Source organism: Bradyrhizobium macuxiense (assembly GCF_001542415.1).
GTDB classification, from domain to species: Bacteria; Pseudomonadota; Alphaproteobacteria; order Rhizobiales; family Xanthobacteraceae; genus Bradyrhizobium; species Bradyrhizobium macuxiense.
Map to the genome: position 1 here is coordinate 160,927 of NZ_LNCU01000088.1, position 25,934 is coordinate 186,860.

23 protein-coding genes are annotated in these 25,934 nt (G+C 64.4%); 8 read left to right on the forward strand and 15 right to left on the reverse strand.

Going from position 1 to position 25,934, the window contains the following annotated elements:
- Position 1 precedes the first annotated feature (1 nt).
- Complete coding sequence (locus AS156_RS26150; protein WP_066510450.1) at positions 2 to 1,111, reverse strand: ABC transporter permease; 1,110 nt, start codon at positions 1,109 to 1,111, stop codon at positions 2 to 4.
- Positions 1,108 to 2,217: a BMP family ABC transporter substrate-binding protein gene (locus tag AS156_RS26155; protein WP_066510453.1), complete on the reverse strand. Its 1,110-nt coding sequence runs from the start codon at positions 2,215 to 2,217 to the stop codon at positions 1,108 to 1,110. The genes AS156_RS26150 and AS156_RS26155 overlap by 4 nt, the downstream gene beginning before the upstream one ends.
- A 402-nt stretch (positions 2,218 to 2,619) precedes the next feature.
- Between AS156_RS26155 and AS156_RS26160 the strand changes: the two genes are divergently transcribed.
- The 3 genes from AS156_RS26160 (at position 2,620) to AS156_RS26170 (ending at position 5,719) form a co-directional block, all read left to right on the forward strand.
- Complete coding sequence (locus AS156_RS26160) at positions 2,620 to 3,888, forward strand: allantoate amidohydrolase (protein ID WP_066510455.1); 1,269 nt, start codon at positions 2,620 to 2,622, stop codon at positions 3,886 to 3,888.
- Positions 3,889 to 4,112: 224 nt separating this feature from the next.
- Complete coding sequence (locus AS156_RS26165) at positions 4,113 to 5,351, forward strand: ATP-binding protein (RefSeq protein WP_066510456.1); 1,239 nt, start codon at positions 4,113 to 4,115, stop codon at positions 5,349 to 5,351.
- A gap of 146 nt (positions 5,352 to 5,497) precedes the next feature.
- Positions 5,498 to 5,719 carry a hypothetical protein gene (locus AS156_RS26170; RefSeq protein ID WP_066510630.1) on the forward strand — a complete coding sequence of 74 codons (222 nt, stop codon included), beginning with the start codon at positions 5,498 to 5,500 and terminating at the stop codon, positions 5,717 to 5,719.
- Between the two features lie 196 nt (positions 5,720 to 5,915).
- Here the strand turns inward: AS156_RS26170 and AS156_RS26175 are convergent, their stop codons facing one another.
- Positions 5,916 to 6,842 (reverse strand): LysR family transcriptional regulator, encoded by a 927-nt coding sequence (locus AS156_RS26175; protein WP_066510464.1) that lies wholly within the window; start codon positions 6,840 to 6,842, stop codon positions 5,916 to 5,918.
- 85 nt (positions 6,843 to 6,927) lie between these two features.
- Here AS156_RS26175 and AS156_RS26180 point away from each other — a divergent pair, with 85 nt between their 5' ends.
- Complete coding sequence (locus tag AS156_RS26180) at positions 6,928 to 7,989, forward strand: YeiH family protein (protein ID WP_066510466.1); 1,062 nt, start codon at positions 6,928 to 6,930, stop codon at positions 7,987 to 7,989.
- Between the two features lie 15 nt (positions 7,990 to 8,004).
- Here the strand turns inward: AS156_RS26180 and AS156_RS26185 are convergent, their stop codons facing one another.
- Entirely contained in the window at positions 8,005 to 9,018 is a 1,014-nt protein-coding gene (locus AS156_RS26185) for a formamidase (RefSeq protein ID WP_066510469.1), read from the reverse strand.
- A 289-nt stretch (positions 9,019 to 9,307) separates the two neighbouring features.
- On the opposite strand from AS156_RS26185, the gene AS156_RS26190 reads away from it, so the two are divergent.
- Entirely contained in the window at positions 9,308 to 9,985 is a 678-nt protein-coding gene (locus AS156_RS26190) for a cysteine hydrolase family protein (RefSeq protein WP_066510632.1), read from the forward strand.
- A 161-nt stretch (positions 9,986 to 10,146) separates the two neighbouring features.
- Here the strand turns inward: AS156_RS26190 and AS156_RS26195 are convergent, their stop codons facing one another.
- From AS156_RS26195 to AS156_RS26210, 4 genes are all read right to left on the reverse strand, one after another.
- On the reverse strand, positions 10,147 to 10,971 hold the full coding sequence (locus AS156_RS26195) for a carbohydrate ABC transporter permease (RefSeq protein WP_066510471.1): 825 nt from the start codon (positions 10,969 to 10,971) through the stop codon (positions 10,147 to 10,149).
- Entirely contained in the window at positions 10,968 to 11,906 is a 939-nt protein-coding gene (locus tag AS156_RS26200) for a carbohydrate ABC transporter permease (protein WP_066510480.1), read from the reverse strand. Before AS156_RS26200 ends, AS156_RS26195 begins: the two co-directional genes overlap by 4 nt.
- Positions 11,903 to 13,225 carry an ABC transporter substrate-binding protein gene (locus tag AS156_RS26205; protein ID WP_066510486.1) on the reverse strand — a complete coding sequence of 441 codons (1,323 nt, stop codon included), beginning with the start codon at positions 13,223 to 13,225 and terminating at the stop codon, positions 11,903 to 11,905. The genes AS156_RS26200 and AS156_RS26205 overlap by 4 nt, the downstream gene beginning before the upstream one ends.
- 135 nt (positions 13,226 to 13,360) lie before the next feature.
- Positions 13,361 to 14,215, reverse strand: coding sequence for a VOC family protein (locus tag AS156_RS26210; protein WP_066510490.1), 855 nt, complete (start codon positions 14,213 to 14,215; stop codon positions 13,361 to 13,363).
- Positions 14,216 to 14,288: 73 nt separating this feature from the next.
- Here AS156_RS26210 and AS156_RS26215 point away from each other — a divergent pair, with 73 nt between their 5' ends.
- Positions 14,289 to 15,593: an NAD(P)/FAD-dependent oxidoreductase gene (locus tag AS156_RS26215; RefSeq protein WP_066510492.1), complete on the forward strand. Its 1,305-nt coding sequence runs from the start codon at positions 14,289 to 14,291 to the stop codon at positions 15,591 to 15,593.
- On the opposite strand, the gene AS156_RS26220 is transcribed toward AS156_RS26215, so the two are convergent.
- The 4 genes from AS156_RS26220 to AS156_RS26235 form a co-directional block, all read right to left on the reverse strand.
- Entirely contained in the window at positions 15,594 to 17,219 is a 1,626-nt protein-coding gene (locus AS156_RS26220) for an ABC transporter ATP-binding protein (RefSeq protein ID WP_066510495.1), read from the reverse strand.
- The gene (locus tag AS156_RS26225; RefSeq protein ID WP_066510497.1) at positions 17,216 to 18,046 is read right to left on the reverse strand and encodes an ABC transporter permease; all 831 of its coding nucleotides are present in this window, start codon (positions 18,044 to 18,046) and stop codon (positions 17,216 to 17,218) included. The genes AS156_RS26220 and AS156_RS26225 overlap by 4 nt, the downstream gene beginning before the upstream one ends.
- 2 nt (positions 18,047 to 18,048) lie before the next feature.
- Complete coding sequence (locus AS156_RS26230) at positions 18,049 to 19,026, reverse strand: ABC transporter permease (RefSeq protein ID WP_066510498.1); 978 nt, start codon at positions 19,024 to 19,026, stop codon at positions 18,049 to 18,051.
- Between the two features lie 223 nt (positions 19,027 to 19,249).
- Entirely contained in the window at positions 19,250 to 20,863 is a 1,614-nt protein-coding gene (locus tag AS156_RS26235; protein WP_066510500.1) for an ABC transporter substrate-binding protein, read from the reverse strand.
- A gap of 453 nt (positions 20,864 to 21,316) precedes the next feature.
- Here AS156_RS26235 and AS156_RS26240 point away from each other — a divergent pair, with 453 nt between their 5' ends.
- A complete protein-coding gene (locus tag AS156_RS26240) occupies positions 21,317 to 21,616 on the forward strand; it encodes an HU family DNA-binding protein (protein ID WP_066510502.1) in 300 nt (99 codons plus the stop codon).
- 129 nt (positions 21,617 to 21,745) lie between these two features.
- On the opposite strand, the gene AS156_RS26245 is transcribed toward AS156_RS26240, so the two are convergent.
- Positions 21,746 to 22,525 carry an SDR family oxidoreductase gene (locus AS156_RS26245; RefSeq protein WP_066510635.1) on the reverse strand — a complete coding sequence of 260 codons (780 nt, stop codon included), beginning with the start codon at positions 22,523 to 22,525 and terminating at the stop codon, positions 21,746 to 21,748.
- Between the two features lie 165 nt (positions 22,526 to 22,690).
- On the opposite strand from AS156_RS26245, the gene AS156_RS26250 reads away from it, so the two are divergent.
- The gene (locus tag AS156_RS26250; protein WP_066510505.1) at positions 22,691 to 23,644 is read left to right on the forward strand and encodes a sulfonate ABC transporter substrate-binding protein; all 954 of its coding nucleotides are present in this window, start codon (positions 22,691 to 22,693) and stop codon (positions 23,642 to 23,644) included.
- A gap of 295 nt (positions 23,645 to 23,939) precedes the next feature.
- Here the strand turns inward: AS156_RS26250 and AS156_RS26255 are convergent, their stop codons facing one another.
- Complete coding sequence (locus AS156_RS26255) at positions 23,940 to 24,227, reverse strand: hypothetical protein (protein ID WP_066510508.1); 288 nt, start codon at positions 24,225 to 24,227, stop codon at positions 23,940 to 23,942.
- 303 nt (positions 24,228 to 24,530) lie between these two features.
- A complete protein-coding gene (locus AS156_RS26260; protein WP_066510636.1) occupies positions 24,531 to 25,517 on the reverse strand; it encodes an ABC transporter substrate-binding protein in 987 nt (328 codons plus the stop codon).
- Positions 25,518 to 25,934: the final 417 nt, after the last annotated feature.

The window sequence follows — 25,934 nt, forward strand, 5'->3', positions numbered from 1 at the left end:
GTCAGGATTTCCCCTTCAGGAAGCCGATGCGCCCGTAGAGGGCGTCGCTCGCGAGCACGAACACGAAGATGATGCCTTGCAGCACCAGCACCGAGGCGTCGGGCAGGCCAAGCCGCCGCTGCAACAGACCGCCGGACGCACTGATGCCGCCGAGCAGGATCGCCACCGGAATGATCGCAAGCGGATTCTGGCGTGCGAGGAACGCGACGAGGATGCCGGTGAAGCCGTAGCCGGCGGCGAGATTGGCGTTGGTGCGGCCCTGCACGGCGGCAACCTCGATCATGCCGGCAAGCCCGGCGCAGCCGCCGGCGAGGAAGCAGACCGTCAGGATCAGCTTGCTGACACTGAGGCCCACGATCTTGGCGGCGCGGATATTGCCGCCGGCAACGCGCGCGGCGAAGCCGAAGGTGGTGTGATAGATCAGCACGTAGGCGGCAACAGCGGCGACGAGCCCGAACACCAAACCCCAATGCACCTCGGTGCCGGGAATGCTGCCGATCATGTTGGCGGCGCCGATCTCGCGGGTCGACGGCTTGTTGAGGCTCGCGGGGTCGCGCATCGGCCCCTCGACCAGATGGTTGAGGATCGCAAGCGCGATGTAGACCAGCAGCAGGCTCGAGATCGTCTCGTTGACCCCGCGATATTGCCGCAAGGCGCCCGACAGCGTGATCCAGAGGCCACCGCCGATCACGCCCGCGATCACCATCGCGACCTGCACGACGATCGGTGCCGCGCCCTGCAGCGCCAGCGCGGCCGATGTTGCCGTGAGCGCACCGATCAGCAGCGCGCCTTCGCCACCGATGATTACCATGCCGAGCTGCGCGGGCAGCGCCGTGCACAGCGCGGTCAGGATCAATGGTGCGGCGCGGGTCAGCGTGTTCTGCCAGGAGAACCAGGTGCCGAATGCGCCGTAGTACATGTAGAAATAGAGATCGAGCGGGTTCTTGCCGTAAATCGCGATGAAGGCGCCGAACACCGCGAGCGCGCCGACCAGCGCCGCGCCCGGGATCAGGATGTATTCGATGGTCGCGCCGTAGCGCTGGAGGAATCCGACATCGGCGGCCGGAACAACTCCGGCCGCATCGACCGATTCCACCGCATCAGTCGTCACGCGGTCGCTCCGATCACGCCGTCGACGAGATAGTCCATCCTCTCGAGTTCGGGATCCTGCTGGCCGCGGTCGGTGCCACCGGCGATCACGGTCTTGCCCTTGTTGTCGACGATCGGGCCCTTGAAGATGGTATAGCCGTCGGCCATGAACTTGGCCTTGACCTCGTCGGCATGCTTGCGCGCTTCCGCCGAGACCATCTCGCCATAGGGCGAGACCTTGACGATCTCTTCCTTCAGGCCGCCGCGATAGAAGTTCGGGATCGCTTCACCGGCGGTGATCATCTTGACGAACTTCGGATAGAGCGCCTCCCAATTCCACTCGGCACCGGTGAGATAGGCCTTCGGCGCCAGCGGCGACTGGTTGACGTGATAGCCGCAGACCATCGCGCCGCGGCGCGCGGCGTTCTCGACCATCGTCTTCGGACCGTCGACGTGGCAGGTCAGTACGTCGATGCCCTGGTCGATCAGGCTGTTGGTGGCCTCGGCTTCCTTGACCGGCATCGACCAGTCGCCGGTGAAGATCACCTGCGTGGTGGCCTTCGGGTTGGCGAGCTTGGCGCCGAGCGTGAAGGCGTTGATGTTGCGCAGCACCTGCGGGATCGGTTTCGCCGCCACGAAGCCGAGCTTGCCGCTCTTGGTCGAGTAACCGGCGACGATGCCGGAGATGTATTGCGCCTCGTCGATGTAGCCGAAATAGCTGCCGGCGTTCTTCGGGTCCTTGTCGGTCCATAGGCCGCCGCAATGCTCGAAATGCAGTTTCGGAAACTTGCTCGCCATCTTGACGACGTGCGGATTGTAGTAGCCGAACGAGGTCGGAAACAGCAGCGTGGCGCCGTCGAGATTGATCATGGACTCGATGGTCTTCTCGACCGCATCGGTCTCCGGCACCTTCTCTTCCTCGACCACCTTGATGCCGGGCAGCTTCTTCACCGCTGCCGCGCCTTGCGCGTGCGCCTGGTTGTAGCCGTAGTCGTCGCGCGACCCGACATAGATGAAGCCGACCGTGGTCTCGGCTGCGGCTGCGCCGCGAATGCCGAATGTGCTGCTCAATGCCAGCGCCGCGCTTCCCTGCAACAAATGCCTTCGTGAAATCCTGCCAAAATCCATCGCCTGCTCCCTCCGGCGGTCCGCCCGCCTGTCCTTGTCGCAGCCGCGCCCTGACGGCGGAGCTCAGAGGGGATGTCGCAAGCTTCGTGCCAGAGCGCGTTTCGCGGTCACAACGACGTAAACGATTGAAGAAGAAGGAGAACGTGTTGCGTGGGCAGGGCGTCCGAGGGCCGTGCATTCGCTCTTTGCATATATTTTAGGCTATCGAGCGACATTGTATGCAATCCCGTTGAGCACCCGCTAACCTGGTGAGTGCGGTCGAGGCCTTGGCCGGGACTGCGCAAAAGGCCTGACGTGCTGACTGGTGAATTGAACCGGGCCTGCTACGAGTGAGGGGCGGTCGGAGGCGCAGGCCGGTTCGGCCGATGGGATCGATACGGTCGCGCGGGAGAGCTGAGCGAGATGGAAACGGCAGCCGGAACCAAGCAGTCATCGCTCGGCGAGGAGATCGTGGCGCGGATAGATGCGCTTGCCGCGATCTCGGAGACGCCCGAGCACTTGGCGCGCATCTTCCTGACGGATGAGCACCGCAGGGCCGCCGATCTGATCCTGTCGTGGATGCGAGAGGCGGGCATGAGTGCCCATCTCGACGCGATCGGCAATGTCTGCGGCCGCTACGAAGGCGATCAGCCCGGTTTGCCGTGCCTCATGCTCGGCTCGCATTACGATACGGTGCGCGACGCCGGCAAATGGGACGGGCCGCTCGGCGTGATCACCGCGATCGCCTGCGTCACGGATCTCAATCGACGCGGCAAGCGGCTGCCATTCGCGATCGAGGTCGTGGGCTTCGCGGATGAGGAGGGGGTGCGCTTCGCCTCGACCTTGCTCGGCAGCCGTGCGGTGGCCGGCACGTTCGACACGGGCGTGCTCGACACGCGAGATCGCGCCGGGACATCGCTGCGCGACGCCCTGACCCAGTTCGGGCTCGATCCCGATCATATCAGTAACGCAGCGCGCGCACGCCGCGACCTGCTCGGTTATGTCGAGCTTCATATCGAGCAAGGGCCTGTGCTGGAGGAGAAGAAACTGCCCGTCGGCGTCGTCACCGCGATCGCGGGTGCGACCCGGCTTGTCGCCAATCTCACCGGCGTGGCCGGCCACGCCGGCACCGTGCCGATGCCGCTCCGACGCGACGCGCTAGCCGGCGCAGCTGAATGCATCGTTGCGATCGAGCAGTTCTGCAAGGCCGATCAAGCCGGCCTCGTCGGCACCGTCGGCCATATCAGCGCCATGCCCGGCGCGACCAACGTGATCCCGGGCAAGGTGTCCTTCACTATGGACATCCGCTCGCAGAGCGACGCGCATCGCAAGCATGCGGTGACTGAGATCTTGCAGCGGATCGAGGTGATCGCGAAACGCCGCGAGCTGACGCTGCACGTCGATGTCACCCACGAAAACCGCAGCGTGCCCTGCGCGGCGTGGCTGACGGCGCAGATCGCCGGCGCCGTCGCGACCGAGGGCTTCGCTGTGTTCGAACTGCCGAGCGGGGCGGGACATGACGGCATGGCGATGGTCGATATCGCCGATATCGGCATGATCTTCGTGCGCTGCCGCGACGGGATCAGCCATAACCCGGCCGAGCATGTCGAACTCGTCGACGCCGAGACCGGCGCGAGGGTGCTGCTGCGCTTGATCGAGAACTTCAAGCCGCACGACGCGGCCAATAGCTGAACCTGACGCGCCTGGCGCGCGGCCGACGTGGGGGCGCGCTGTTCGCATCGCACGCAACCCAACCATGGGTTGTGTTTTGGCGCGAAGGTGCGGTACGATTACACGGGCCTCGTCGAGCCAATATGCAGTTCGTGCCAAATCCGGACGGATTCGGCCCCGGAACCAACGTGAGGCTATTGCGGCCCGCCGTGAACCGCTAGACTTCCCTGAACCGGGGATAGGACATGAGGTCGTCCGTCGTTCAGGACATTCAGTTCCCAAAACAACCGGCGCTGCAGTTGATCTATGACACGGCGCCGATCGGTCTTGCCTACCTTTCTCCCGACTGCCGCTATCTCCAGATCAACCAGCGTCTCACCGAGATCTGCGGCATTTCGGTCGAGGGTCATCTCGGACGTACGGTACGCGATTGCGTGCCCGCATTGGCCTCGGCGGTCGAAGGCATCGTTCGTTCGATCATGGAGACTGGGAAACCCGTGACCGGCGTTGAGGTCTACGGCCAGCGCCCGGGGCACAATGACGAGCGATGCTGGATCACGTATTGGCACCCGCAGCGCGCGCCGAACGGGAGCATCGTCGGCGTCAACGTTGCGGCCGAAGAGATCACCGAGCGCAAGCGGAGCGAACGCGAGATCCGTGCCGCCCGTGATGCGGCCGAGCGGGCATTGCATCATCTGCAGGAGACCCAGGCGTCGCTGATCGAGGCGGAAAAGCTCGCGGCGCTGGGTCGGCTGGTGGCCGGCGTCGCGCACGAGATCAACAGCCCGGTCGGCACCAGCCTCACCGTCGCCTCGGTGCTCGAGCAAAAATGCGCCGACTTTGCTACCGAGGTGGCGCGCGGCAAGTTGAAGCGGTCCAGCCTGACTGATTTCATCGAAGTCGTCGAAAGCGCATCGTCGCTGCTTGTCGGCAATCTCAAGCGCGCCGCCGATCTGGTGCAATCGTTCAAGCAGGTGGCGGTCGATCGAAACTATTTCGAACGGCGCGAGTTCGATCTCAGCGAGGTGACTGAGCAGGTTCTTTCGAACCTGCGTCCGGCGTTGCCGAAGAACAATCTGGCGCTCGAGGTCGATTGCGCGCCTCATCTTGCAATGAACAGCTATCCGGGCCCTTACGGCCAGGTGCTGACCAACCTGTTCGTCAATTCGGTTGCGCACGCGTTTCCGGATGGCAAGGGCGGCACCATCGCGATCCGGTTGCGTGCGTCCGGCGCAGACCACGTGGAAATCCTGTTCGCCGATGATGGCTGCGGAATGGGCCACGACGTGCGGCGGCAGGCCTTCGATCCGTTCTTCACCACGCGCCGCGACAATGGCCGCATCGGGCTCGGCCTGCACATCGTCCATAACATCGTCATGAACCGGCTGGGCGGAGAACTGGATCTCGACAGTGCCCCGGGGATGGGGACAAGGGTGCGGATCACGCTGCCGCGGGTGGCGCCGCAGCGCGGGACCGACAGTTGAGGTCCGGGAGCGCTGAGAAGGAAATGCTCTTGCCTCTCCGTGCCGGAAAACGTCCTTCCAACTAGCTGCCGCAAAAGGCACTGCGCTACCCTTGCTTCTGGGCCTGTTGTCGCGACATCTTAAGGGCATTCCAGATGGTCGCGACAATGAGCCAATCCGCATTCGATCCTTTCGGCGAGCCGGTCCCCGCAATCGATCCTTCGATTGCTCGCGGGCGTGCGTCGACATGGCTGAAGACCGCGGGCACCAGCCTGTTCTGGGTACTGGTCGTGGGCATCGTGCTGGCGCGTGCGGTCTATTTCGAGCCCGGCGTTTTCAACTTCGAGCATGCCGTGGCCTGGGCGCAGGGTCTGTTTGCCGCGCTTTAGATGAGCTTGGATCGAAACGCTTCGGCCATGCACTCGCTTCACCTCTCCCCAATGGGGAGAGGTCGATTTGCGAAGCAAATCGGGTGAGGGGCCGCAGCTCTAACGAGGGACCGGAACCCCTCACCCGGCGCTACGCGCCGACCTCTCCCAAGGGAGAGGTGAACCTCCGCTGCCGATCCAGCTCAACCTCATCTCATCACGCTCTTGCCGCCCGCGCGCGCGACGTCTTAGCAGCTTTCGTCTCCCGGATGATCCCTTCGAACGCGACCGCCGCCGGCACCTCCAGCCGGCCGGGCGATTTGAGCTGCCACAGCGTGCGCTCGATCGGGACGCCCTTGATCGGGATCACCTTCAGCTTTCCAAGCCTGACCTGATCGTCGATCGTCGCCATCGAAACCATGGCGACACCGACGCCCGCGGCGACCGCCTGCTTGATCGCCTCGGTGCTGCCGATCTCGAGCGTCCGCTGCGGCTCGACGCGGTGGGCGGCCAGCGCCTGCGCGACCACCTCGCGCGTGCCTGAGCCCGGCTCGCGCACGATCAGGATCTCGTCGTTGAGCTGACGGAGGTCGATCGGCCCGGGCGCCGCCGCGAAGCGGTGGTCGGGACCGGCAATGAGGCCCATCACGTCGGTACGCCAGGCTGTGCTCGTCAGGTTCTCATCTTCCACCGGCCCCTCGACCAGGGCGATCTCGATCTCGTGCCCCAGCATCAGCGCGGCGATATCGCTGGTGTTGGCGCTGACCACGTGCAGGTCGATGCCGGGAAAGGCGCGATGGAAGATGCCGAGATATTCCGGGATCATGTAGGTCGCGATCGTCGTGCTGGCACCGATCCGCAGCGAGCCGCTGTCGAGGTTGCGCAACGCCTGCAACTCGTCCTCCGCGGCCCGCTCGGCGGCGAACAGCGTCTCCGCATGCCGCGCCAGCGCGGCGCCTTCCCGGGTCGGTCGCACCCCCTTGGGCGTCCGGTCGAGCAGCCGGCAGCCGACCTGCAGCTCGAAATCGCGCACGCCCTTAGAGATCGCCGGCTGGCTGATGTGCAGCAGGTCGGCGGCGCGGGAGAAGCTCCCGGTCTTGGCCACGGCCGCAAACAGGCGGAGCAGATGCAGGTTAAGGGACATAACTTCTCTCTATTGGGGCAGTTCGAAAATATATTAGCCAAAGTGACTGTGTTTGCGCATAAATCTTCTCCGAAAAGGAGATTTCGTGCCGGAACCATCCACCGAACAGGGGCAAAAGCCGGGCCCGCTCAGGCGGGCCCTTCTTCTCATTCCAGGTATCCTCCTCTGCGGAGTGGTCACGGTCATCTCGCTCGGCGTCCAGGCCGTCGAGGAGCGCGTGTTCGACCACCCCTATATCGAGGCGCTGGTCGTCGCGATCCTCTTGGGCATGGCGGTGCGCACCGCCTGGCAGCCGTCGGAGCGCTGGCGCTCGGGCATCGCCTTCAGCGCCAAGCAGCTGCTCGAGGTCGCGGTGATGCTGCTCGGCGCCTCGATCAGCTTCGCGGCGATCGTGGCATCCGGCTATCTCCTGATCGGCGCGATCGCCGTGACCGTGGTGATCATGCTGGCGATCAGCTATGGCCTCAGCCGGCTGCTCGGGCTCAAGGCCAAGCTCTCGGTCCTGATCGCCTGCGGCAACTCGATCTGCGGCAATTCCGCGATCGCGGCCGTTGCTCCCGTGATTGGAGCCGATGGTGACGACATCGCTTCGTCGATCTCGTTCACTGCCATTCTCGGCGTACTGATGGTGCTCGGCCTGCCGCTGCTGATTCCCCTGCTGCAGCTCTCGGCCACGCAATACGGCATTCTCGCAGGGCTCACGGTCTATGCCGTGCCGCAGGTGCTGGCGGCGACCGTGCCGGCCGGCATCGTCAGCACCCAGCTCGGCACGCTGGTGAAGCTGGTGCGGGTCTTGATGCTGGGCCCGATCGTGGTCGGCCTCTCGCTACTTGTCGCGCGGCGCCGCAAGCAGGAGGCCGGGGCCGCCAAGGCCGTGTCCATCAGTCCCTTCAAGCTGGTGCCCTGGTTCATCATCGGCTTCCTGGTGCTCGCCGCGCTGCGTTCGTTCCAGCTCGTGCCCGACATCGTGATCGCGCCGGTGACTAAGACTGCGGCGATCCTCACCGTCGTGTCGATGGCGGCGCTCGGCCTCGGCGTCGACGTGCGCGTGCTCTCGACCGTCGGCGGCCGGGTAACGGCGGCCGTCACCCTGTCGCTCCTGCTGCTGCTCGGCCTGAGCATCGGGCTGGTGCATTTCTTCAAGTGACACCAGCTCGGCCGGTTATTCGGCTGCCTTCGCAGTTCCGCCAAACATCCGTGTCGGCGCAGGGAAACCGCAGGACGTGCCGTCTGTGACCTTGACCTGATCTTCCCAGGGCAGCCGGAAGCGGCCTGACACCATGTCCTGCATGAAGGTATAGGGGCAGTCCATCGCGCCGCCCTTTACCGCGACATAGCCGCGATGCCACAGCTGGTAGATGTTGTTCTCGACGCCCCAGTTGATCCGGGCCTCCCGCACGAGATCGGGCCGCACCTCGGCGGTGATGATCTCGTCCGCGCGTCCGGTGGTCCCGTGCGCGATGATGCTGCCGTCGAAATTGACGATCATGCCTTCGCCCATCGAGTCGAACGAACCATCCGAGCCGCACATGCAGACGTTGGCCGTCACCATCAGGTTCTGGAACGCGTTGGCCTGATTGGTGAACCGCCAGCTCTCGCGGATGGGCGCGGTATAGCCCGCGGTGCGGATCATGATCTCCGCGCCCTTGTAGGCGCATTCACGGGCCATCTCGGGGAACATGCCGTCGTGGCAGATGATCAGCGCGATCTTGGCGCCTTTCGGTCCTTCGATCACGGGGATGCCGATGTTGCCCGGCTCCCACGGTTCGACCGGAATCCAGGGATGAAACTTGCGATAATAAAGCTTGATCTCCCCGCAATCGTCGATGATCAGGCCCGAATTGTAGGGGTTGCCGTGCGGGTTGAACTCCATGATGGAGAAGCAGCCCCATATCTTGTTCTCGATGCAGGCCCGCTTGAAAGCCGCCACTTCAGGCCCGTCGAGCCGGCACATGATCTCCGGATTGGTATCCATCGACAGGCCGTGCAGCGAATATTCGGGAAACACGACGAGATCCATGGTGGAGAGATTGCGCCGCGCCTTGCCGACCATCCAGACGATACGCTCGGTCTGCCGCGCCAGATCGGCCCTGGTCGCAACCACGGGGAGTTGCAGCTGCACCAGTCCGATCACGACGCCGTTGGGTGATTTGTTGAGACCGCCAAGTCCGTTCATGCCTGTCCTCCCGAATGTCTGAGGCGCGCTGCGCCATGCCGCGAACGGTCCTCGCCGTTCCGTCGGCCTCCGATCGAGCAATGATCGTGCCAGCGCGAATCTGGCGCATGTAAGGTGTCGTCACCGCAGACGGATGCGCGCGCCGCAGCGACGAGCAAACACAAGTACGGTGCCCAAGCGACTGAGATAACCGTCGATTTGACGACTGGTGCGATGGACGGGACAGTGCATCATGGCACGTCACTTGCTTGCCGAATGTGCTGATTGATTGCTCGATGGGGCGAACATCATGACGAACCTGAACGGTACGATCGCCGCGGAGCCGGAGCCGATCACGCTCGACTGGAGCAGGACCGCACTCGTGATCATCGACATGCAGCGCGATTTCATGGAGCCGGGCGGCTTCGGCGAGACGCTTGGCAACGATGTCGGCCAGCTCGTGCGTGCGGTGAAGCCGATCGCCACCGTGCTGCAGGCCGCGCGCGCCGTCGGGCTGCTTGTGGTCCACACGCGCGAGGGCCATCTGCCTGATCTGTCCGACGCACCGCCTGCCAAGATCGAGCGCGGCGCGCCTCGCTTACGGATCGGCGATCCCGGCCCGATGGGGAGAATTTTGATCCGTGGCGAGGCGGGGCACGACATCATCCCTGAGCTCTATCCGCTCGACAGCGAGGTCGTGATCGACAAGCCCGGCAAGGGCGCGTTCTATGCCACCGAGCTCGGCGACATCCTGCAGAAATACGGCATCGAGAACCTGCTGGTCTGCGGCGTCACCACCGAGGTCTGCGTCAACACCACCGTGCGCGAGGCCAATGATCGCGGCTATCGCTGCGTCGTGATCTCCGACGGCTGCGCGTCCTACTTCCCGGAATTCCACGAGATGGGCCTGAAGATGATCAAGGCCCAGGGCGGCATCTTCGGTTGGGTTACGGATTCGGCCGCGGTGCTGGAGGCGCTCGCTGCCTAGAGGATCCTTGCGCAATTTCGGAATATTAGAAGAATATCTCCGAGTTGCCCGACGTGTCAAGTTGCCTGGTCGAACGCCGGCCGCGGCCGGTTACTTTGCATGGGGTTGTTTTCGATATTTTGGCAGCGCCCCCTGCGACGGCCCCATAACTTCATGTTGCTCTAGCCGCCCTTCACCGCGCCTGCGGTGAGCCCGGCCACGATCTGCCGCTGCGCCAGCACGGTGAGCAGCAGCACCGGCGCGGTTACGATCAGCGCGGCGGCGGCGAGCGGGCCCCAGCTCAACTGATCGAAGGAGATCATGTTGTAGACCGCGACCGGCAGCGTGCGCGTCTCGCGCCCGGCCAGCACGATGCCGAACACGAAGTTGTTCCAGGAAAAGATCACGGCGAGGATAAAGGCGACCGCGAGCCCCGGCTTGGCGATCGGCAGCGCGACGTGGCGGAACACCTGCCAGCGTGTGGCGCCGTCGATCAGCGCGGCTTCCTCGAGCTCCAGCGGCGTGGTCTCGAAATAGCCGATCATGATCCAGATCACGATCGGCACCGTGACCACGAGATGGATGATGACCTGCGGCACCAGCGTGCCGAGCAGGCCGAGCCACTGGAACAGCAGGAACAGCGGGATCAGGTAGGAGAGGCCCGGCGTGATGCGCGCGATCAGGATCACGACCGCGGATTTGTGCGCGGCCATCCGCGCGATGCCGTAGCCCGCGGGCACGCCGACCAGCATCGCGAGCCCGGTCGCAGAGCCGGTCACGATCAGGCTGTTGACGAAGTAGGTCACGAAGCGATTGGAGGCGAAGACGTCGGCATAGTTCTTCCAGGCGAAATTCTCCGGGATGAACACCGGCGGATAGGCGGCGTTGTCGATCTCGAACTTCAGCGACAGCGAGGCCATCCAGAGGAAGAACAGGATCGCCGGCGAGACGATGACGAACACCGACAGCCACAGCCCGATCCGTCCCAGCAGCTGACGCAGATTCATGCGCCGCCTCCGAGCTCTGCCGTCCACAACATGCGCTTGCGCAGATAGAGCAGGAGGGCCGCGAGCGCGACGATCAACAGGAAGAACACCACCGCGATCGCCGAGCCGTAGCCGAGGTCGTAATAGACGAAGGCGACGCTGTAGAGATAGACGTTGATCGTTTCCGACGCCGAGCCCGGTCCGCCTTGCGTGATCGCGAAGATGATGTCGAAACTCTTCACCGCATCGATCATGCGGATCATGCCCGCGATGAACAGGAACGGCATGATCAGGGGCAAGGTGATGAAGCGGAACACCTGCCAGAAATTGGCACCGTCGATCTGCGCGCTTTCGTATGGTTCGGTCGGGATCGCGGCGAGGCCGCCGAGCACGATCAGCATGACCAGAGGCGTCCACTGCCAGGTCTCGACCAGCACCAGCGACGGGATCACCGTGTTCGGGTTGAATACCCAGAGCTGCGGCGGCAGCCCGACCAGCGAGAGCAGATAGTTGAGCACGCCGAGCTGCGGGTGGAACATCATGGTCCAGACCAGCGCGATCGCCACCGGGGTTGCCATCATCGGCATGATGAAGATGCCGCGCAGGAAGCCGCGAGCGGCGAACTTCTGGTGAAACACGATCGCGGCCAGCGTGCCGAAGATCAGCGGCAGCACCACCGACAGCGCGGTGTAGAGCAACGTATGCCCGACCGCTTCGACGAAGCGCGGGTCGGTCGGCAGCCGCAAATAATTGGCGAGCCCGACGAATGTGGTGGGCGAACCCACCTTCCATTCGTGCATGCTCATCCAGATCGTGAACACCCACGGGAAGATGATCACCGCCAGCACCACGACGAGCGCCGGGATCACGAACGGCCAATAGGACGGCGGACGCCATTCACGCTCCGGCGCGGCGTTGTCAGCCGCGGCCGAGGTCGCTTGTATGACCGTGCTCACGCTTTTTCGCTGCGCTCCAGGATCGGGCGGAACTGCTCGTGCGCCTTCTTGAGCTCGGTGGCGGGATCGGCGCCCGACAGCGTAGCGGTCAAAGCCGCGCCGACGATGTCGCGGAACTCGGCGACAGGGATAATCACGGGCAGACCGAGCTTGGAGATCTTGGCGGAGTCGACCACCGACTGCAGCCACTCCTTGGTCTTCACGCCCTTCTTGACCTCGGGATCGTCGACGATCGAGTTGCGGAACGGCACGCCGCCGCCGGCCTGCAGCAGACGCGCACCCTGTCCCTTCGAGACCACCCACTGGCAGAGCAGGTAGGCGGCTTCCTTGTTCGGGCTGGCCGCAGCGATGCCGACGCCGTCGCCGTAGGTGGACGAGAACTGGCCCTTCGGCCCGGCCGGCACGATGGTGTAGCCGACCTTGCCGACCACGCGCGAGGCCTTTGGATCTTCAAGCGGCGGCGCCCAGCCGTCGGCGTCGATCCACATCGCCGAGCGACCCTGCGTGAAGGAAGCCATCGACTCCATCCAGTTGAAGCCGGCCACGCCCGGAGGCGCCGACTTGGTCAGCAGGCGCTGATAGAGCTTGGTGGCCTCGATCGCCTCGGGGCCGTCGGTCAGGATGTTGCCCTTGGCATCGAGGAATTCTCCGCCATAGTTCAGATAGAAATTGGTCCACATCGCCATGTTGGCGTTGCGCAGGCCGCGGCCGACGAAGCCATAGATGCCTTCCTTCGGATCGGTCAGCTTCTCGGCGGCGATCGCCATCTCGTCGAGCGTCTTCGGGACCTCGACGCCCTTCTTCTGGAACAGCTCCTTGTTGTAGTAGAGGATGAAATAGTCGACCGACCACGGCAGCGACAGCATCTGGCCCTTGTCGTTGCGCGCATATTGCAGGCCGGCGGCGGAGAAATCGCTCTCGACGAGATCGGGCAGCGTGAGGCTCGGATCCTTGAGGAAGCCGGACATGTCGGCGAGCCAGCCGGCCTTCTCGAACTGCCGCTTCTGCACGTGATAGCTGAGGTGAACGACGTCGAAGCTCGGTTTTCCGGACGACAGTTCGATCACGCATTTCTGCCGCTGCTGCTGCTCGGGGACCTGCTCGGACTCGACCTTGATGCCCGTCAGCTCGGTGAATTCCTTGATGTATTTTTGCAGGTTGTCGCCGCGCGGCCCCTTCGCGAGGCTGACCTCGAGCGTGGTGCCGGAATATTTCTTCCAGTTGACCTCGGCGCGGGCGGGAAATCCGGTCAGTCCGACTGCGCCAGCAGCGGCGGTGCCGGCCAGCATCTGCCGGCGCGAAATCAGGTGATGCGACATGTTTCTCTCCCAGGGACGGTTCTTATTTGGGAGAGATACTAGCGTCTGAACTCCGTCTGCCTAGCCCCAACCTGCGCGGCGGGCGTGCATGATTGCCGCGCCGCGCAAGTGATGATGGCTATCAAGTTATGGCGGCTATGCCTGAACGAACGCGAGCAGGGTGCCGTTGGCGGCAGCCGGCGGCACGCAGATGCTGCTGCCGCTGCTGACGCCGGCCCCGCCCAGCGCTTTCTTGGTCGCCGCGAGATCCGCCGCGATCACGAGGCCCGCGCCGCCGCGATCGGGCAGGCCATCAAGCGAGACCCCGGGATAGCGCTTGCCGAGCTGATCCTTGGTCGCGAAGACGAAGTCGGCGCGATCCCCGCCTGACGGCACCGCCACGGCGCCGTCGGCCTCGTTCCGCACGGCGACATCGATCATCTTCGACAGATGCGCCGCATCGGTCGCAGGGTCCGGCGAGACGATCAGCACCTGCTTGAGGCGTTTTGCCCCATTGGCATGCTTCATCAGCTCAGGGATCCACACAGTCTCTCGCGTCTTGTGCTGGCAGGCGAAGATGCGGACGCCGCCGGGCGCTTCCGCGGTCGGCCACTGGAAGGTGCGGAATTTTGCCGCAGAGACTGTGCCGTTCGGCAGCGTCACCGGACGCTCGAAGTCGGTCGGGCCTATCGGCGTGTAGCCGCGGGCGCGGATCTCCTCGGCGCCTTCGGCCGAATCTACCGCGGTGAACGCGATCCGCTCGATGCCTTCGCCGCGCTTCTCCAGGAAGGCGCGCGCCGGAGCATTATGTTCCGTCGGCGTCAGCACGCCGAGCAATTCCATGTAGTCAGGATCGAACATAATGGTGTAGTTGCCCGAGCCCATATGCGCGCTGTGGGTGCCGCGCGGCGATACGGTGAAGCCGAGCCGCTTGTAGTTTTCGGCGGCCTTGTCGAGGTCCTTTACCATGACCACGGCATGATCGATTCCGATGACGTTCTTGAGTGCCACTTCTTGTTTTCCCGGCTGTAATAAGGGACTAGAGCTAACCAGAACGATCAGGCGCCCGCAAGAAAGGATCATGATGAGCAGCAATGCTGTGCGCTGGCCCAATTCGCTTTGGGCTGCGGTGACACCGTCCGGCCCTGACTGTCCCGAACTGACGGGTGCGCAGCAGGCCGATGTCGTGATCATCGGCGGCGGCTTCACCGGGCTGTCGACGGCGCTGCATCTGCGCGAGGCCAATATCGATGTCGCGATCGTCGAGGCGGCCGAGCCGGGCTGGGGCGCATCGGGGCGCAACAACGGGCAGGTGATCCCGACGCTGTCGCGGCCGGATCCCGAGGACATCGTCGCAACGCACGGCGCAGCCGGCGAGCGCTTCGTCGCGATGCTGCGCGACAGCGCCTCCACGCTGTTCGATATCGTCAATCGCTACAAGATCGAGGCCGAGCATGAGCCGGCCGGCTGGGTGCAGCCGGTGCATTCGCCGGGCCGCATCAGGATCGCGGAGCGGCGGGTGCGGCAGTGGTCGAAATTCGGTGCACCGGTCGAATTGCTCTCGCGCGAGCAGGTCAGGGACATGCTCGGATCGGACGCATGGTATGGCGGCTTCTGGAACAGGACCGGCGGTCACGTCAATCCGCTGGCGCTGGCGCGGGGCCTTGCGCGCACCGTGCTCGGGCTCGGCGCGCGCATCTATGCGCGCTCGCCGGCGACGCGCTTCGAGCGCCGCGGCGACCGCTGGGTGGTGAAGACGGAGAAGGGTGAAATCTCCGGCCGCGCGCTGGTGGTCGCCACCAACGCATATAGCGGCGAGTTCTCGCAGGCGCTCGTGCCGCAGATCGCCCATGAGGTGATGCCGGTATTGTCCTGGCAGATGGCGACGCAGCCGCTGTCGGACAATGTCCGCAAGACCGTCATCCCCGGCCGTCTCGCGATGTCCGATACCCACGGCGAGCTCTATTTCGCGCGCTACGATGCCCGCAACCGCCTCGTCACCGGCGGCGCGGTGATCGGTCCGGGCGACAAGGCAGCGCGGCTCAAGGCACGGGTGACGGAACAATTGCAGCGGCTGTGGCCGCAGATCGGCGACGTCTCCTTCGACTATGTCTGGAACGGCTATGTCGGCATGACCTCCGACTTCCTGCCACGCATTCACCGGCTCGGGCCCAATGCTTTCGGCTGGACCGGCTGCAACGGCCGCGCGGTTGCGCTGACCATGCCGCTCGGCCGGGAGCTCGCCAAGGCGGTGCAGGGCGTGCCGGAAGGCGAGCTCGCGCTGCCGTTCACCGAGCCGGTCACGATCCCCGCGCACGGCCTGATGCGCAAGCTCGCGCCGCTGATGCTGTTGGTCTACCGCCGCCGCGACGCGCGGGAGATCGCGTAGTCAGACCAGCGCGGCATCACGCTTGCGGGTGAAGTCGCCGCCGGGGATCGCTGCGAGCAGCGCCTGGGTGTAGGGATTTTGCGGGTTGCCGAACACCTCGGCGGTTGGCCCTTGCTCGACCACGGCGCCATCCTTCATCACGGCCACGAGATCGCATATCTGCGCCGCGACGCGCAAATCGTGCGTGATGAAGATGATGGAGAGGCCGAGCTGCTGGCGCAGTTGGGCGAGCAGCTTCAGTACCTGTGCCTGCACCGAGACATCGAGCGCCGAGACCGGCTCGTCGGCGACCAGCACATCCGGCTTCAGCGCGAGCGCGCGCGCCAGCCCGATGCGCTGCCGCTGGCCGCCGGAGAATTCGTGCGGGAAGCGATCGCCGGCGGATGGATCGAGGCCGACCAGTTCGAACAGCTTCTTCGCCTCCGCGATCGCGGTCGCGCGGTCGGTGCCGTGCACGATCGGGCCCTGCGCCACCAGCTCCGCCGCCTTGCGGCGCGGGTTGAGCGAGGCGAAGGGATCCTGGAACACCATCTGGATGTGGCGGGTCTCGCGACGGACCGCGTCGCGCGAGAGCTTCGCCCAATCCTTGCCGTCGAGCAGGATCGAACCCGTATCGGGATCGATCAGCCGCACGATGCAGCGGGCCAGCGTCGACTTGCCTGACCCGGATTCGCCGACGATGCCGAGCGTCGCGCCGCGCGGCAACTGCAGCGACACCTCCTTCACCGCCTCGGTGACCCGCGTGCCGCGGCCGAGGAAGCCGCCGGTGCGATAGGTCTTGGAGACGCGATCGATGGTCAGGATGTCCTTGCCGGAGAGGACTCGCGACGGTGGCGCCTTGAGCGGCGGCACCGCTGATATCAGCTGCTTGGTATAGGCATGCTGCGGATCGTTGAGCACCTTGTCGGCGGTGCCTTGCTCGACGATCGCGCCATGCTGCATCACCACGACGCGGTCGGCGATCTCGGCGACCACGCCGAAATCATGGGTGACGAAGAGCACCGCCGTCTTCTTGCGCTGCTGCAGGTCGCGGATCAGCTTCAGGATCTGCGCCTGGGTGGTGACGTCGAGCGCCGTGGTCGGCTCGTCCGCGATCAGGAGTTTGGGGTCGAGCGCTAGCGCCATCGCGATCATGGCACGCTGGCGCTGGCCGCCGGAGAGCTCGTGCGGATAGGCTTTCGCGGTGGCCTTGGGATCGGGAATACGGACGTCGTCGAGCAGCGCCAGCACCCGTGCATTGATCTCGGTCTTCGACAGGCGGGAGTGGACCCCGAACATCTCGCCTATCTGGTCGCCGATGGTGCGCAGCGGATTGAGCGCCGTCATCGGCTCCTGGAAGATCATTGCGATCCCGGCGCCGCGCACGTCGCGCATCTCGGCAGGACTCGCCGCGCAGAGGTCGCGGCCGTCGAACATCATCCGACCCCGTTCGATCGTCACCTCGTTCGGCAACAGCCGCATGATGGCGTTGGCCATCATCGACTTGCCCGAGCCGGATTCGCCGACCACGCAGAGGATTTCGTTCGAGGCGATCGACAGCGAGACATCGGACAGCGCATGCGGCCGGTCCGCGCCCTTGGGCAGGCGGACCGTGAGCCCGTCGAGAGAAAGAACCGTGTCGTTCATCGGCTCTTCAGCCTTGGATTGAGCGCGTCGTTCAGACCCTGGCCGACGAGCGAGACCGCTAGCACGGTGACGAGGATCGCAATGCCGGGGATCGCCGAGACGTACCACTGCACCCGCAGCACGTCGCGGCCGAGCCCGATCAGATTGCCCCAGGAGGCGACGTTGGGATCAGACAGCCGCAAGAAGGCGAGGGCACTTTCCAGGAGGATCGCGACCGCCATCACGACGCTGGCATAGACGATCACCGGCGGCAGCGCGTTGGGCAGGATTTCGCCGAGAATGAGCTGGATGTCCCGCATGCCGAGCGTCTTGCCGGCCTGCACGAATTCGCGGTTGCGCAGCGACAGGAACTCGGCGCGGGTCAGCCGCGCCGGTGCCGGCCACGAAACCACGCCGACCGCGATCGTCACCGTGGTCAAGGTCGAGCCGAACACCGCGACCAGCACCAGCAGCAGCACGAAGTTCGGCAGGGTCTGGAATGCTTCCGTGATCCGCATCAGCACATTGTCGACCCAGCCGCCGTAGTAGCCGGCGAAGGCGCCGACAAGGATGCCGATCAGGATCGCGATGATGGTGGCGACGCCGCCGATCAGCAGCGAGATCCGCGCGCCGTAGAATATCTGCGCGGCGATGTCGCGCCCCGAATTGTCGGTGCCGAGCAGGAAGCGCGGATTGGTGAACGGCCAGAGCAGCGGCCGGCCGGCGAGCGCCAGCGGATCGCGCGGATAGAGCCAGCCGGCGCTGACCGCCATCGCGATGACGAGCAGCAACAGGATCAGGCCGATGACGGCCGCAGGGCTGCGGAAGTAACGTTTCACCGCGTCCATCGCTAACCCTCCGCCGCAATGCGCGGGTCGAGCCGTGCGTAGAGCAGATCGACGACGAAGTTCACGATGATGACGAGCAGGGCGGAGACGAACACGATGCCGAGCAGCGTATTGAGGTCGCGCTGCACGACCGACTCATAGGCGAGGCGGCCGAGTCCAGGCAGCGAGAACACGCTTTCCACCACCACCGAGCCGCCGAGCATGGTGCCGGCCTGCAGGCCGATCAGCGTCACCATCGGCAGCAGCGCGTTGCGCAGCACGTGACGGGTGATGACGTGGGTCTCGTCCAGGCCCTTGGCGCGGGCGGTCCTGATAAAATCGAGGTTCAGGACCTCGAGCATCGAGGCGCGCATGATGCGGAGATAAATCGCAAGGAAGATCAGCCCCAGCGTCAACGTCGGCAGCACGAGATGGGAGGCGATGTCGAGCAGGCGCCAGATCCCGGTCTGCACCGTGCCGATGTCCTCGAAGCCGCCCGGCGGCAGCCACTGCAGGTAGACCGAGAACACCACGATCGCCATCAGGCCGAACCAGAACGAGGGGGTGGCGTAGAAGATCAGGCCGAGCGTCGAGATCAGCGTATCGGGCCAACGGTTGACGCCGCGCGCGGCGATCACGCCGAACACCAGGCCGAAGAAGAACGCGAACGACAGCGACGCGGTCATCAGCAGGATGGTCGGCGGCAGCCGTTCCAGGATCACGGTTGCCACCGGCTTGCCGTAGATCGCGGAAAAGCCGAGATCGAGCCGCACCAGGTGCCACAGGTAGTTGCCGAGCTGCGCCGGGACAGAGAGGTCGAGGCCGTAGAACTTGCGCAGCGCTTCGGCGGTTGCGGCATCGCCGCCGCCCATCTGCGCCATCAGCGCATCGACAGTGTCGCCCGGCGCGAGCTGCAGCAGCAGGAACACGCCGATCAGGATCAGGATAAGGGTCGGTATCGAGGCGGCGAGCCGCCGCCCCGCAAGGCTCAGGATGCGCATGCGTTATTGTGGCTGATAAAGGGTCAGAGTGCGACGGCTTTTGTCGCGCCATTTCGATCTGTTCATTAAAGGCGAGTTTGCATGGACCGCTTCGCGCCCAGTATCTCCTCATCCTGAGGAGCTTGCGCAGCAAGCGTCTCGAAGGATGAGGCCACCGGCCGGGCCTCATGGTTCGAGACGCGCTTCGCGCTCCTCACCATGAGGGATGAAACCGCGACCAGCCCTAAGTCGAAAGCCAAAGATCGTGCCAGCTCGTCGAGCCCCAGCGCGGGGTGTTGGAGTGGTTGCGCGCTTTCGCGGTGATCACGGTGACGAATATCTGCTCGATCGGCATCCAGACCGGCAGTTCCGTGTTCACCTCCTTGACGAACTCGGCATACAGCGCCTTGCGCTTGGCCGGATCGACCTCGGTGGCGGCATCGTCGATCGTCTTGTCGACGGTCTTGTCCTCCCAGCCCCACTGGTTGGTCCAGGGCGCGCCCTTGGGCTGGCCGGAGCGGTACCAGACCGTGGTCGAGACCGCGGGGTCGTTGCGGTACTGGTGCCAGCCGGTGGCGAGATCGAAGGCGTGGTCGTCATAGACCTGCTTGAGGAAGCCGCCGCCGTCGTTGCGCACGATGTCGACCTGGATTCCGACCTCGGAGAGCGACTGCTGCACGAAGGTCGACCACAGCGAGATGTCTTCGCCCCACGGCGCCGGCAGCAGCTTCAGCGCGAAGCGGTTGCCGCCTCTTGCCTTGAAGCCGGCCTCGTCGAGCAGCGCGATCGCCTTGGCCTTGTCGTAGGGATATTGCGGCGTGTCCGGGCCGGGATAGAAGTCGGTCGAGGTCGAGGGGATCGGTCCGGTGCCGAGCTTGGCGAAATCGCCGAGGAAGTTGTCGATGAAGAACGGCACGTTGATCGCATGCGCGATGGCGCGGCGGACGCGGAGGTCGGACAATTCCTTGCGGCGGAAGTTGAACTCGATCGTGTTGGTGCGGGCGTTGCCCTCATTGCCCTTGGTCGAGACGATGAAGCGCTTGTCCTTGCCGAGCCGCGCCATGTCCGAGATCGTCAACCCCGAGAACGGGCTGTAGTGCAGCTCGCCGGCTTCCATCTGTGCGGCAGCCGCGGCGCGGTCGGTGATCACCTTCCAGACGATGCGGTCGAGATAGGGCGCGTTCGGCCGCCAGTAATCCGGGTTGCGGTCGGCGATGATGTATTGGCCGCGCTCGTACTTGACGAATTTGAACGGGCCGGTGCCGACAGGCGCGAGGTTGACCGGGTTCTGCCTGATGTCGCCGCTCTCATAGAGATGCTTGGCTGAGACGTAGCCGAGGTCGGGCAGGGCCCGGAGCAGGAGGTTCAGCGGCATCGGCCGCTCGTAACGGAAGATCGCGGTCTGCGGATCTGGCGTGTCGACCGCGGTGAGGAAGAGCTGCAGCGTCGATCCGTAGTTGAGGATCTTCTTCCACATGTTCAAGGCGGTGAATTCGACATCGGCCGAGGTGAACGGCTTGCCGTCGTGCCAGGTGACGCCCTTGCGCAGCTTGAAGGTGATGGTCTTGCCGTCCGGCGCCGCCTCCCAGCTTTCGGCGAGCACGCCGACCGGCTGGCCGTTGGCGTCGAGGTCGACCAGGTTCTCCTGGATCTTGCCGCCGATGATGTAGACGCCGGTCGAGGCCTGCAGGCTGGGGTTGAGCTGGCGCTGCTCGGCGCCGTAATGGACGTTGAACACGCCTCCCTTGCGCGGCGTCTCCTGCGCAAAGGCCCGCATCGGATTGATGACGTTGGCCGCGATGGCGGCCGAGGTCAAAAGGGCCGTGCGGCGGTTGATCTCGAGGCGGGTCAAGTCCATACGCGGGTCTCCAAAGCTTACCTATTCCAAGGCTTACATATAAAGGCTTACATCCGACGGACCGCCACGTAGCCATGGCGGGCTTTGCCCGATGTTACGATGGAATGCGAACGCAAGTCATTTTCTAATGCCTCGGCCTTTTGGAGGATCGTTTCCAAAACCTGAAGTCGCGCGCCGCGACGCTTCGCAACTCACATTCGCCCTGCGTCAGGCCGCGCATCGGGTGTTCACGTGGTGCATGGTGATTCTCTCCGGGAGCCGTTTTGAGCACGGTCGGGTGCGCGCAAACCCTGTAATTTCAGGGGTCGGAAGTGCCTTGACTTGGAAAAACCGCGGAAAAATCACTGATTCGGAGGCTTTCCACAGCGATATTGCTGGGGGGAGTGCAGAAAACCCTGTCTTTTTCGGCATTTTCAGCCATATCGTGCCCACTCCAGAATCAATGGAGCAACCATGGCTACCCAATTGTCGAAGTCGCAAGTGATCGAGAAGATCGCGACCACCACCGAACTCTCCAAGCGCGATGTCAAGAACGTGTTGGACACGCTCGTCGATGTCGGCCACAAGGAGCTGAAGAAGGCCGGGGTGTTCCTCGTCCCCGGCTTCGCGAAGTTCGTCGTGGTCAAGAAGCCTGCGACCAAGGCGCGCAAGGGCACCAACCCCTTCACGGGCGAAGAGATGATGTTCAAGGCCAAGCCGGCCCGGAAGATCGTCCGCGCACGGCCGGTCAAGGCCGCCAAGGACGCGGTTTAAGAAAAAAGGCCTCCGGTGACGGAGGCCTTTTGCCTTGGTGCGCTCTTGCACGGCCATGCGGCGTGCTCGATGGGCTCCCTCTCCCCGCAAGCGGGGCGAGGTGAAGGGGGCGCATTTTCAAGCCGAAGCTTAGACCACCGGCGATCGGCCTCCGTCGACATTGATGGCGGTGCCGGTGATGTAGGAGCCTTGTTCGGAGGCGAGGAAGCAGGCGAGGTTGGCGAACTCCTCCGCCGTGCCGATCCGGCCGAGCGGCGTGCCCTTGGCAAGGCCTTTCGCGAACTCCGCGAAATCCATGTTCGGTGCTTGCGCGGCGTGGCGCTTGACCCACTGATCGCTCATGATCAGGCCGACCAGCAGAGCATTCACCAGGATATTGTGCTCGCCGCCTTCGCTGGCCATGACCTTGGTCAGCGCCATGCCGGCGGCGCGCGACACCGAGGTCGGCGCGGAATGGCCCGCCGGCGCCTTCGCGAAGGTGTTCAGCACGTTGATGATGCGGCCCCATTTGCGCTGCTTCATGCCGGGCCAGACCAGCCGGCTGAAGCGGATCGCGGCGAACAGCTTCAGGTCGAAGTCCTCCTGCCAGGCCTCGTCGCTGATGTTCTCGAATGCCAGCGTGCGCGCCGTCCCGGCATTGTTGACGAGCACGTCGATCGCACCGAGATCGGCGACGATCTTGTCGTGGGTCTTGCTGATGTCGGCGGCCTTCGAGACGTCGCAGACGTAGTCGCGCACCGCGAGCCCGTCCTTCGCCAGCGCCTCGCGCGCGGCGGCGAGATCGGCCGCGCCGCGGGCGAGGATCGCCACCTTGGCGCCGGATTCGGCAAACCGGCGCGCCACCGCGATCCCGATGCCCTTGCTGCCGCCGGTCACGACGGCGACGCGATCCTTCATTGATAGTTGCATGCTGCTCTCCCTGTTGTCGTTGCGGGCGGCGTCAAAGAAATTCTTCCGCACCGATGCTGCGTGAAATGCTTGAGGCGGAAACCGTCCATCTTTGAAATTGCTGCGATCGGTAAAATCAAACACGCTTCCTCTCTCCAATACTGTCTTTCGAAGGGGAAAGCGAGCATGCGAAACTGGCCGGGTCGGGCACTTGCGCTGGCGATGGCCGGCTTTCTCCTTGGCTTGGGTGCGCTGCCCGCCGCGCAGGCAAGGGACAAGGTGTTTCGCATTGCGTTCCAGAAGGGCGGCGGCAATTTGATCTTCCTCAAGGAGCGCGGCATCCTCGAGCAGAAGCTGGCGCCGCTGGGCTGGACGGTGAGCTGGAATGAATTCCAGGCCGGACCACAGCTACTGGAATCGCTGAATATTGGCGCGGCCGACTTTGGTCCGGTCGGCGAGGCGCCGCCGATCTTCGCGCAGGCCGCCGGCGCCACCATCGTCTATGCCGGTTACGAACCTGCATCGCCCCGAAATGAGGCGATCATCGTGCCCAAGGATAGTCCGATCAAGACGATCGCTGATCTCAGGAAGAAGCGCGTGGCGCTGAACAAGGGATCGAACGTCAACTATTTCCTGGTGCGTGCGCTGGAGGCGAACGGCCTGACCTACCAGGACATCGAGCCGGTCTACCTTGCGCCGGCGGATGCGCGCGCGGCATTCGAGCGCGGCGCCGTTGACGCCTGGGTGATCTGGGATCCCTATTATGCTGCGGCCGAAACCGGCCTTGGCGCGCGCAGCATTGCGGACGCCACCGGCCTTGCCGCCAATGTGTCCTTCTATATCGCGTCCCGGCCGATCGCGGAGGCGAATCCGAAGGTGCTGGAGACCGTGCTGACGGCGATCGACGAGATCGATGGCTGGATCAAGGACAATCGCAAGCAATACGCGGCCGAGCTCAGCCCGAAGATCGGCCTTCCTGCCGACATCATCGAGCGCTCGGTCAACCGCGCCGAGCTAGGTGCCGGGCGGGTCGACGCGGCCGTGCTTTCCGAGCAGCAGAAGATCGCCGATGTCTTCACCCGCCTCAAGCTGATCCCGAAGGCGATCAACGTCTTGGATGCGGAATGGAAGACGGAGTGAGACAACCTCTCGCGGCTGAGCGTCGCACCGCACCTGAGCTGCGGCGGTGCTAAGGCGCGGTGAGATTAGGTTGAGCTGGAACGGCGTCGAAGGATCACCTCTCCCTTCACCTCTCCCTTGGGAGAGGTCGATTTGCGCAGCAAATCGGGTGAGGGGTTACGGTCTATCGAGGGAGCAAGAGCCCTCACCCGGATTGCTCCGGACGATGCTTCGCATCGCCGAGCGCAACCCGACCTCTCCCCGGCGGGGAGAGTTGAACCGAGGCCGCGCCGATTCAACCAAAACTCATCCCGCTTTAGAGCTCGTCGGGCAATTCCGCGACCAGGAAGCGATTGGAGCCATCGGCAAACTCATCGGCGAGGCCGCGATAGAGTGCGGCTTCCGCCGCAGTTGCCGCGCGGATGCGGGCAGGTTCGCAACGATTCGATGTGCGTTGGTGCCGGCGGTGAAAGTCATCGAGGGCCGCGGCGAGCCACGGCGTCTGCAGAAGCTCCAGCGCCTGCACAAGGCTCGCGGCCTCGAACGCGAATGCCGCGTCGTGACGCGTCTCGATCACAAACACCGGTCGTTCTGCGGTTACCATCGAGGATGATCCGTTGCGGTGTTTGGCTGCGCTTAAACCGACAGCAGCACCAGCAGTATTATGCAGGTCAGGTGCGCCGCGACGATCAGAGCGAGATGGAGCGGGCCCGACATGAGGCATCTCCGTTCAGGCGTGGGGTGAGGTGAGCACCCGCTGTCTGGCTCCCTCCCCCTGAAAGCGGGAGGGTGGGGTGGGGGTTGCTCTCCACGGGTGCTCGCGTTCGTGGAAGCAGGATCCCCACCCGGCTTGCGCTTGCGCGCAATCCGACCTTCCCTTTTCAAGGGGAGGTGAAGAGATCGCCGGCTAGTTCAGGCTCGCGCCGGCCGTGAAGCTGCGATCCACGGCCTTGCCGACATCCAGTGTCTTCGCAAGAATGCCGTAGCGCGTGGCGCGATCGGAGGCCTCCTGGACTTCCTTCACCACCGCTTCATCGATCACGATCGGGCTCGTCTTCTGCGCGGTATAGGCGGCGAGTAGCACGTCCTCCGGCAGCTTGGTCAGGTCGGCCGTGTTCTTCGCGTACTCCGCGAGGTGGTCGAGCGACCACAGCCGCGCCTTGTTCAGCCGCTGCACCAGGTCCTGCACCGCCGCGCGCTTGGCCGCGATCGCATTGTCGGAAGCCACGATGAAGGTGACGGTCGGCGTCAGGCCGTCGCCATCGGCGACCACGCGCGCGTTGTCCTTCAGCTTGGCGTAGGAGACGTAGGGCTCCCAGACCGCCCAGCCGTCGATCGAGCCGGCGAGCAGCGCGATCTTGGCGTCGACCGGGCCGAGCGGCGCGAAGGTCGCGTCCTCGATCTTGTTGCCGGTCTTCTCCAGCGTCGCGTCGATCAGGAACTGGCCCCAGCCGCCGCGGGTGCCGGCCAGCCGCTTGCCCTTGAGATCGGCGGCCGTCTTGATCGGCGAGTCCGCGCGAACCAGGATCGCCTGCGTCTTCGGGTCGGCGCGAGTACCGCCGATCGCCTTGATCGGCGCGCCGGCGGCGTAGACCGTGAGGAAGGCGAGATCGCCGGTATAGCCGACATCCAGTGCGCCAGCGTTGAGCGCTTCGAGGATCGGCGCGGCCGCGGGGAATTCCGACCATTCGATCTTGTAGGGCAGGTCCTTCGCCTGTCCGGAAATCTCCAGCAGTGAGCGGTTGCCGCCCTTCTGGTCGCCGACGTGCAGCACGATCGTGTCGGCGGCGAAGGCCGCGACCGATGTCGACAACGTGATTGCCGCCGTGATCAGTGCGGCTGCCGTGCGGCGGGTGAGGGAGTGGAGAGACCTCGGGCGGGTGAGTTTGTGCATGTCCGTTTCTTTCCGATTCATTCGCTGCTGCGTGGGAAGCGCGTCAACGTTCGATCAAGTCTATGAGCGGCCTGTTCGCCGTCAATGAAACGGATAACTGAATTGTCTGCCCTTGCGGCAACGACTCGCTCGTCAAACGATGCGTTCGTAGAAGGCGTCACGCCTGCTGGCCGAAGACGCTGAAATGCTGTGCAGGCCGTGCCGGCGAGATGCGAGTCAGTGCATCGATCGCCGGAAATCGTTTCATCGTCGCGCAATGCCATCGGGGAGATAACGTCTTTCGCGCGCGTTACATTCGAAATTCCATTTCATTGACGATGCCGCTATCGCGCCGCATCATTTGCGTGTTGCTTTGAGTGCAATCGCGCCGGAGAAATCCGCTTTTTCTAGAACATGAGCTTCGAACGACGGGCGTGC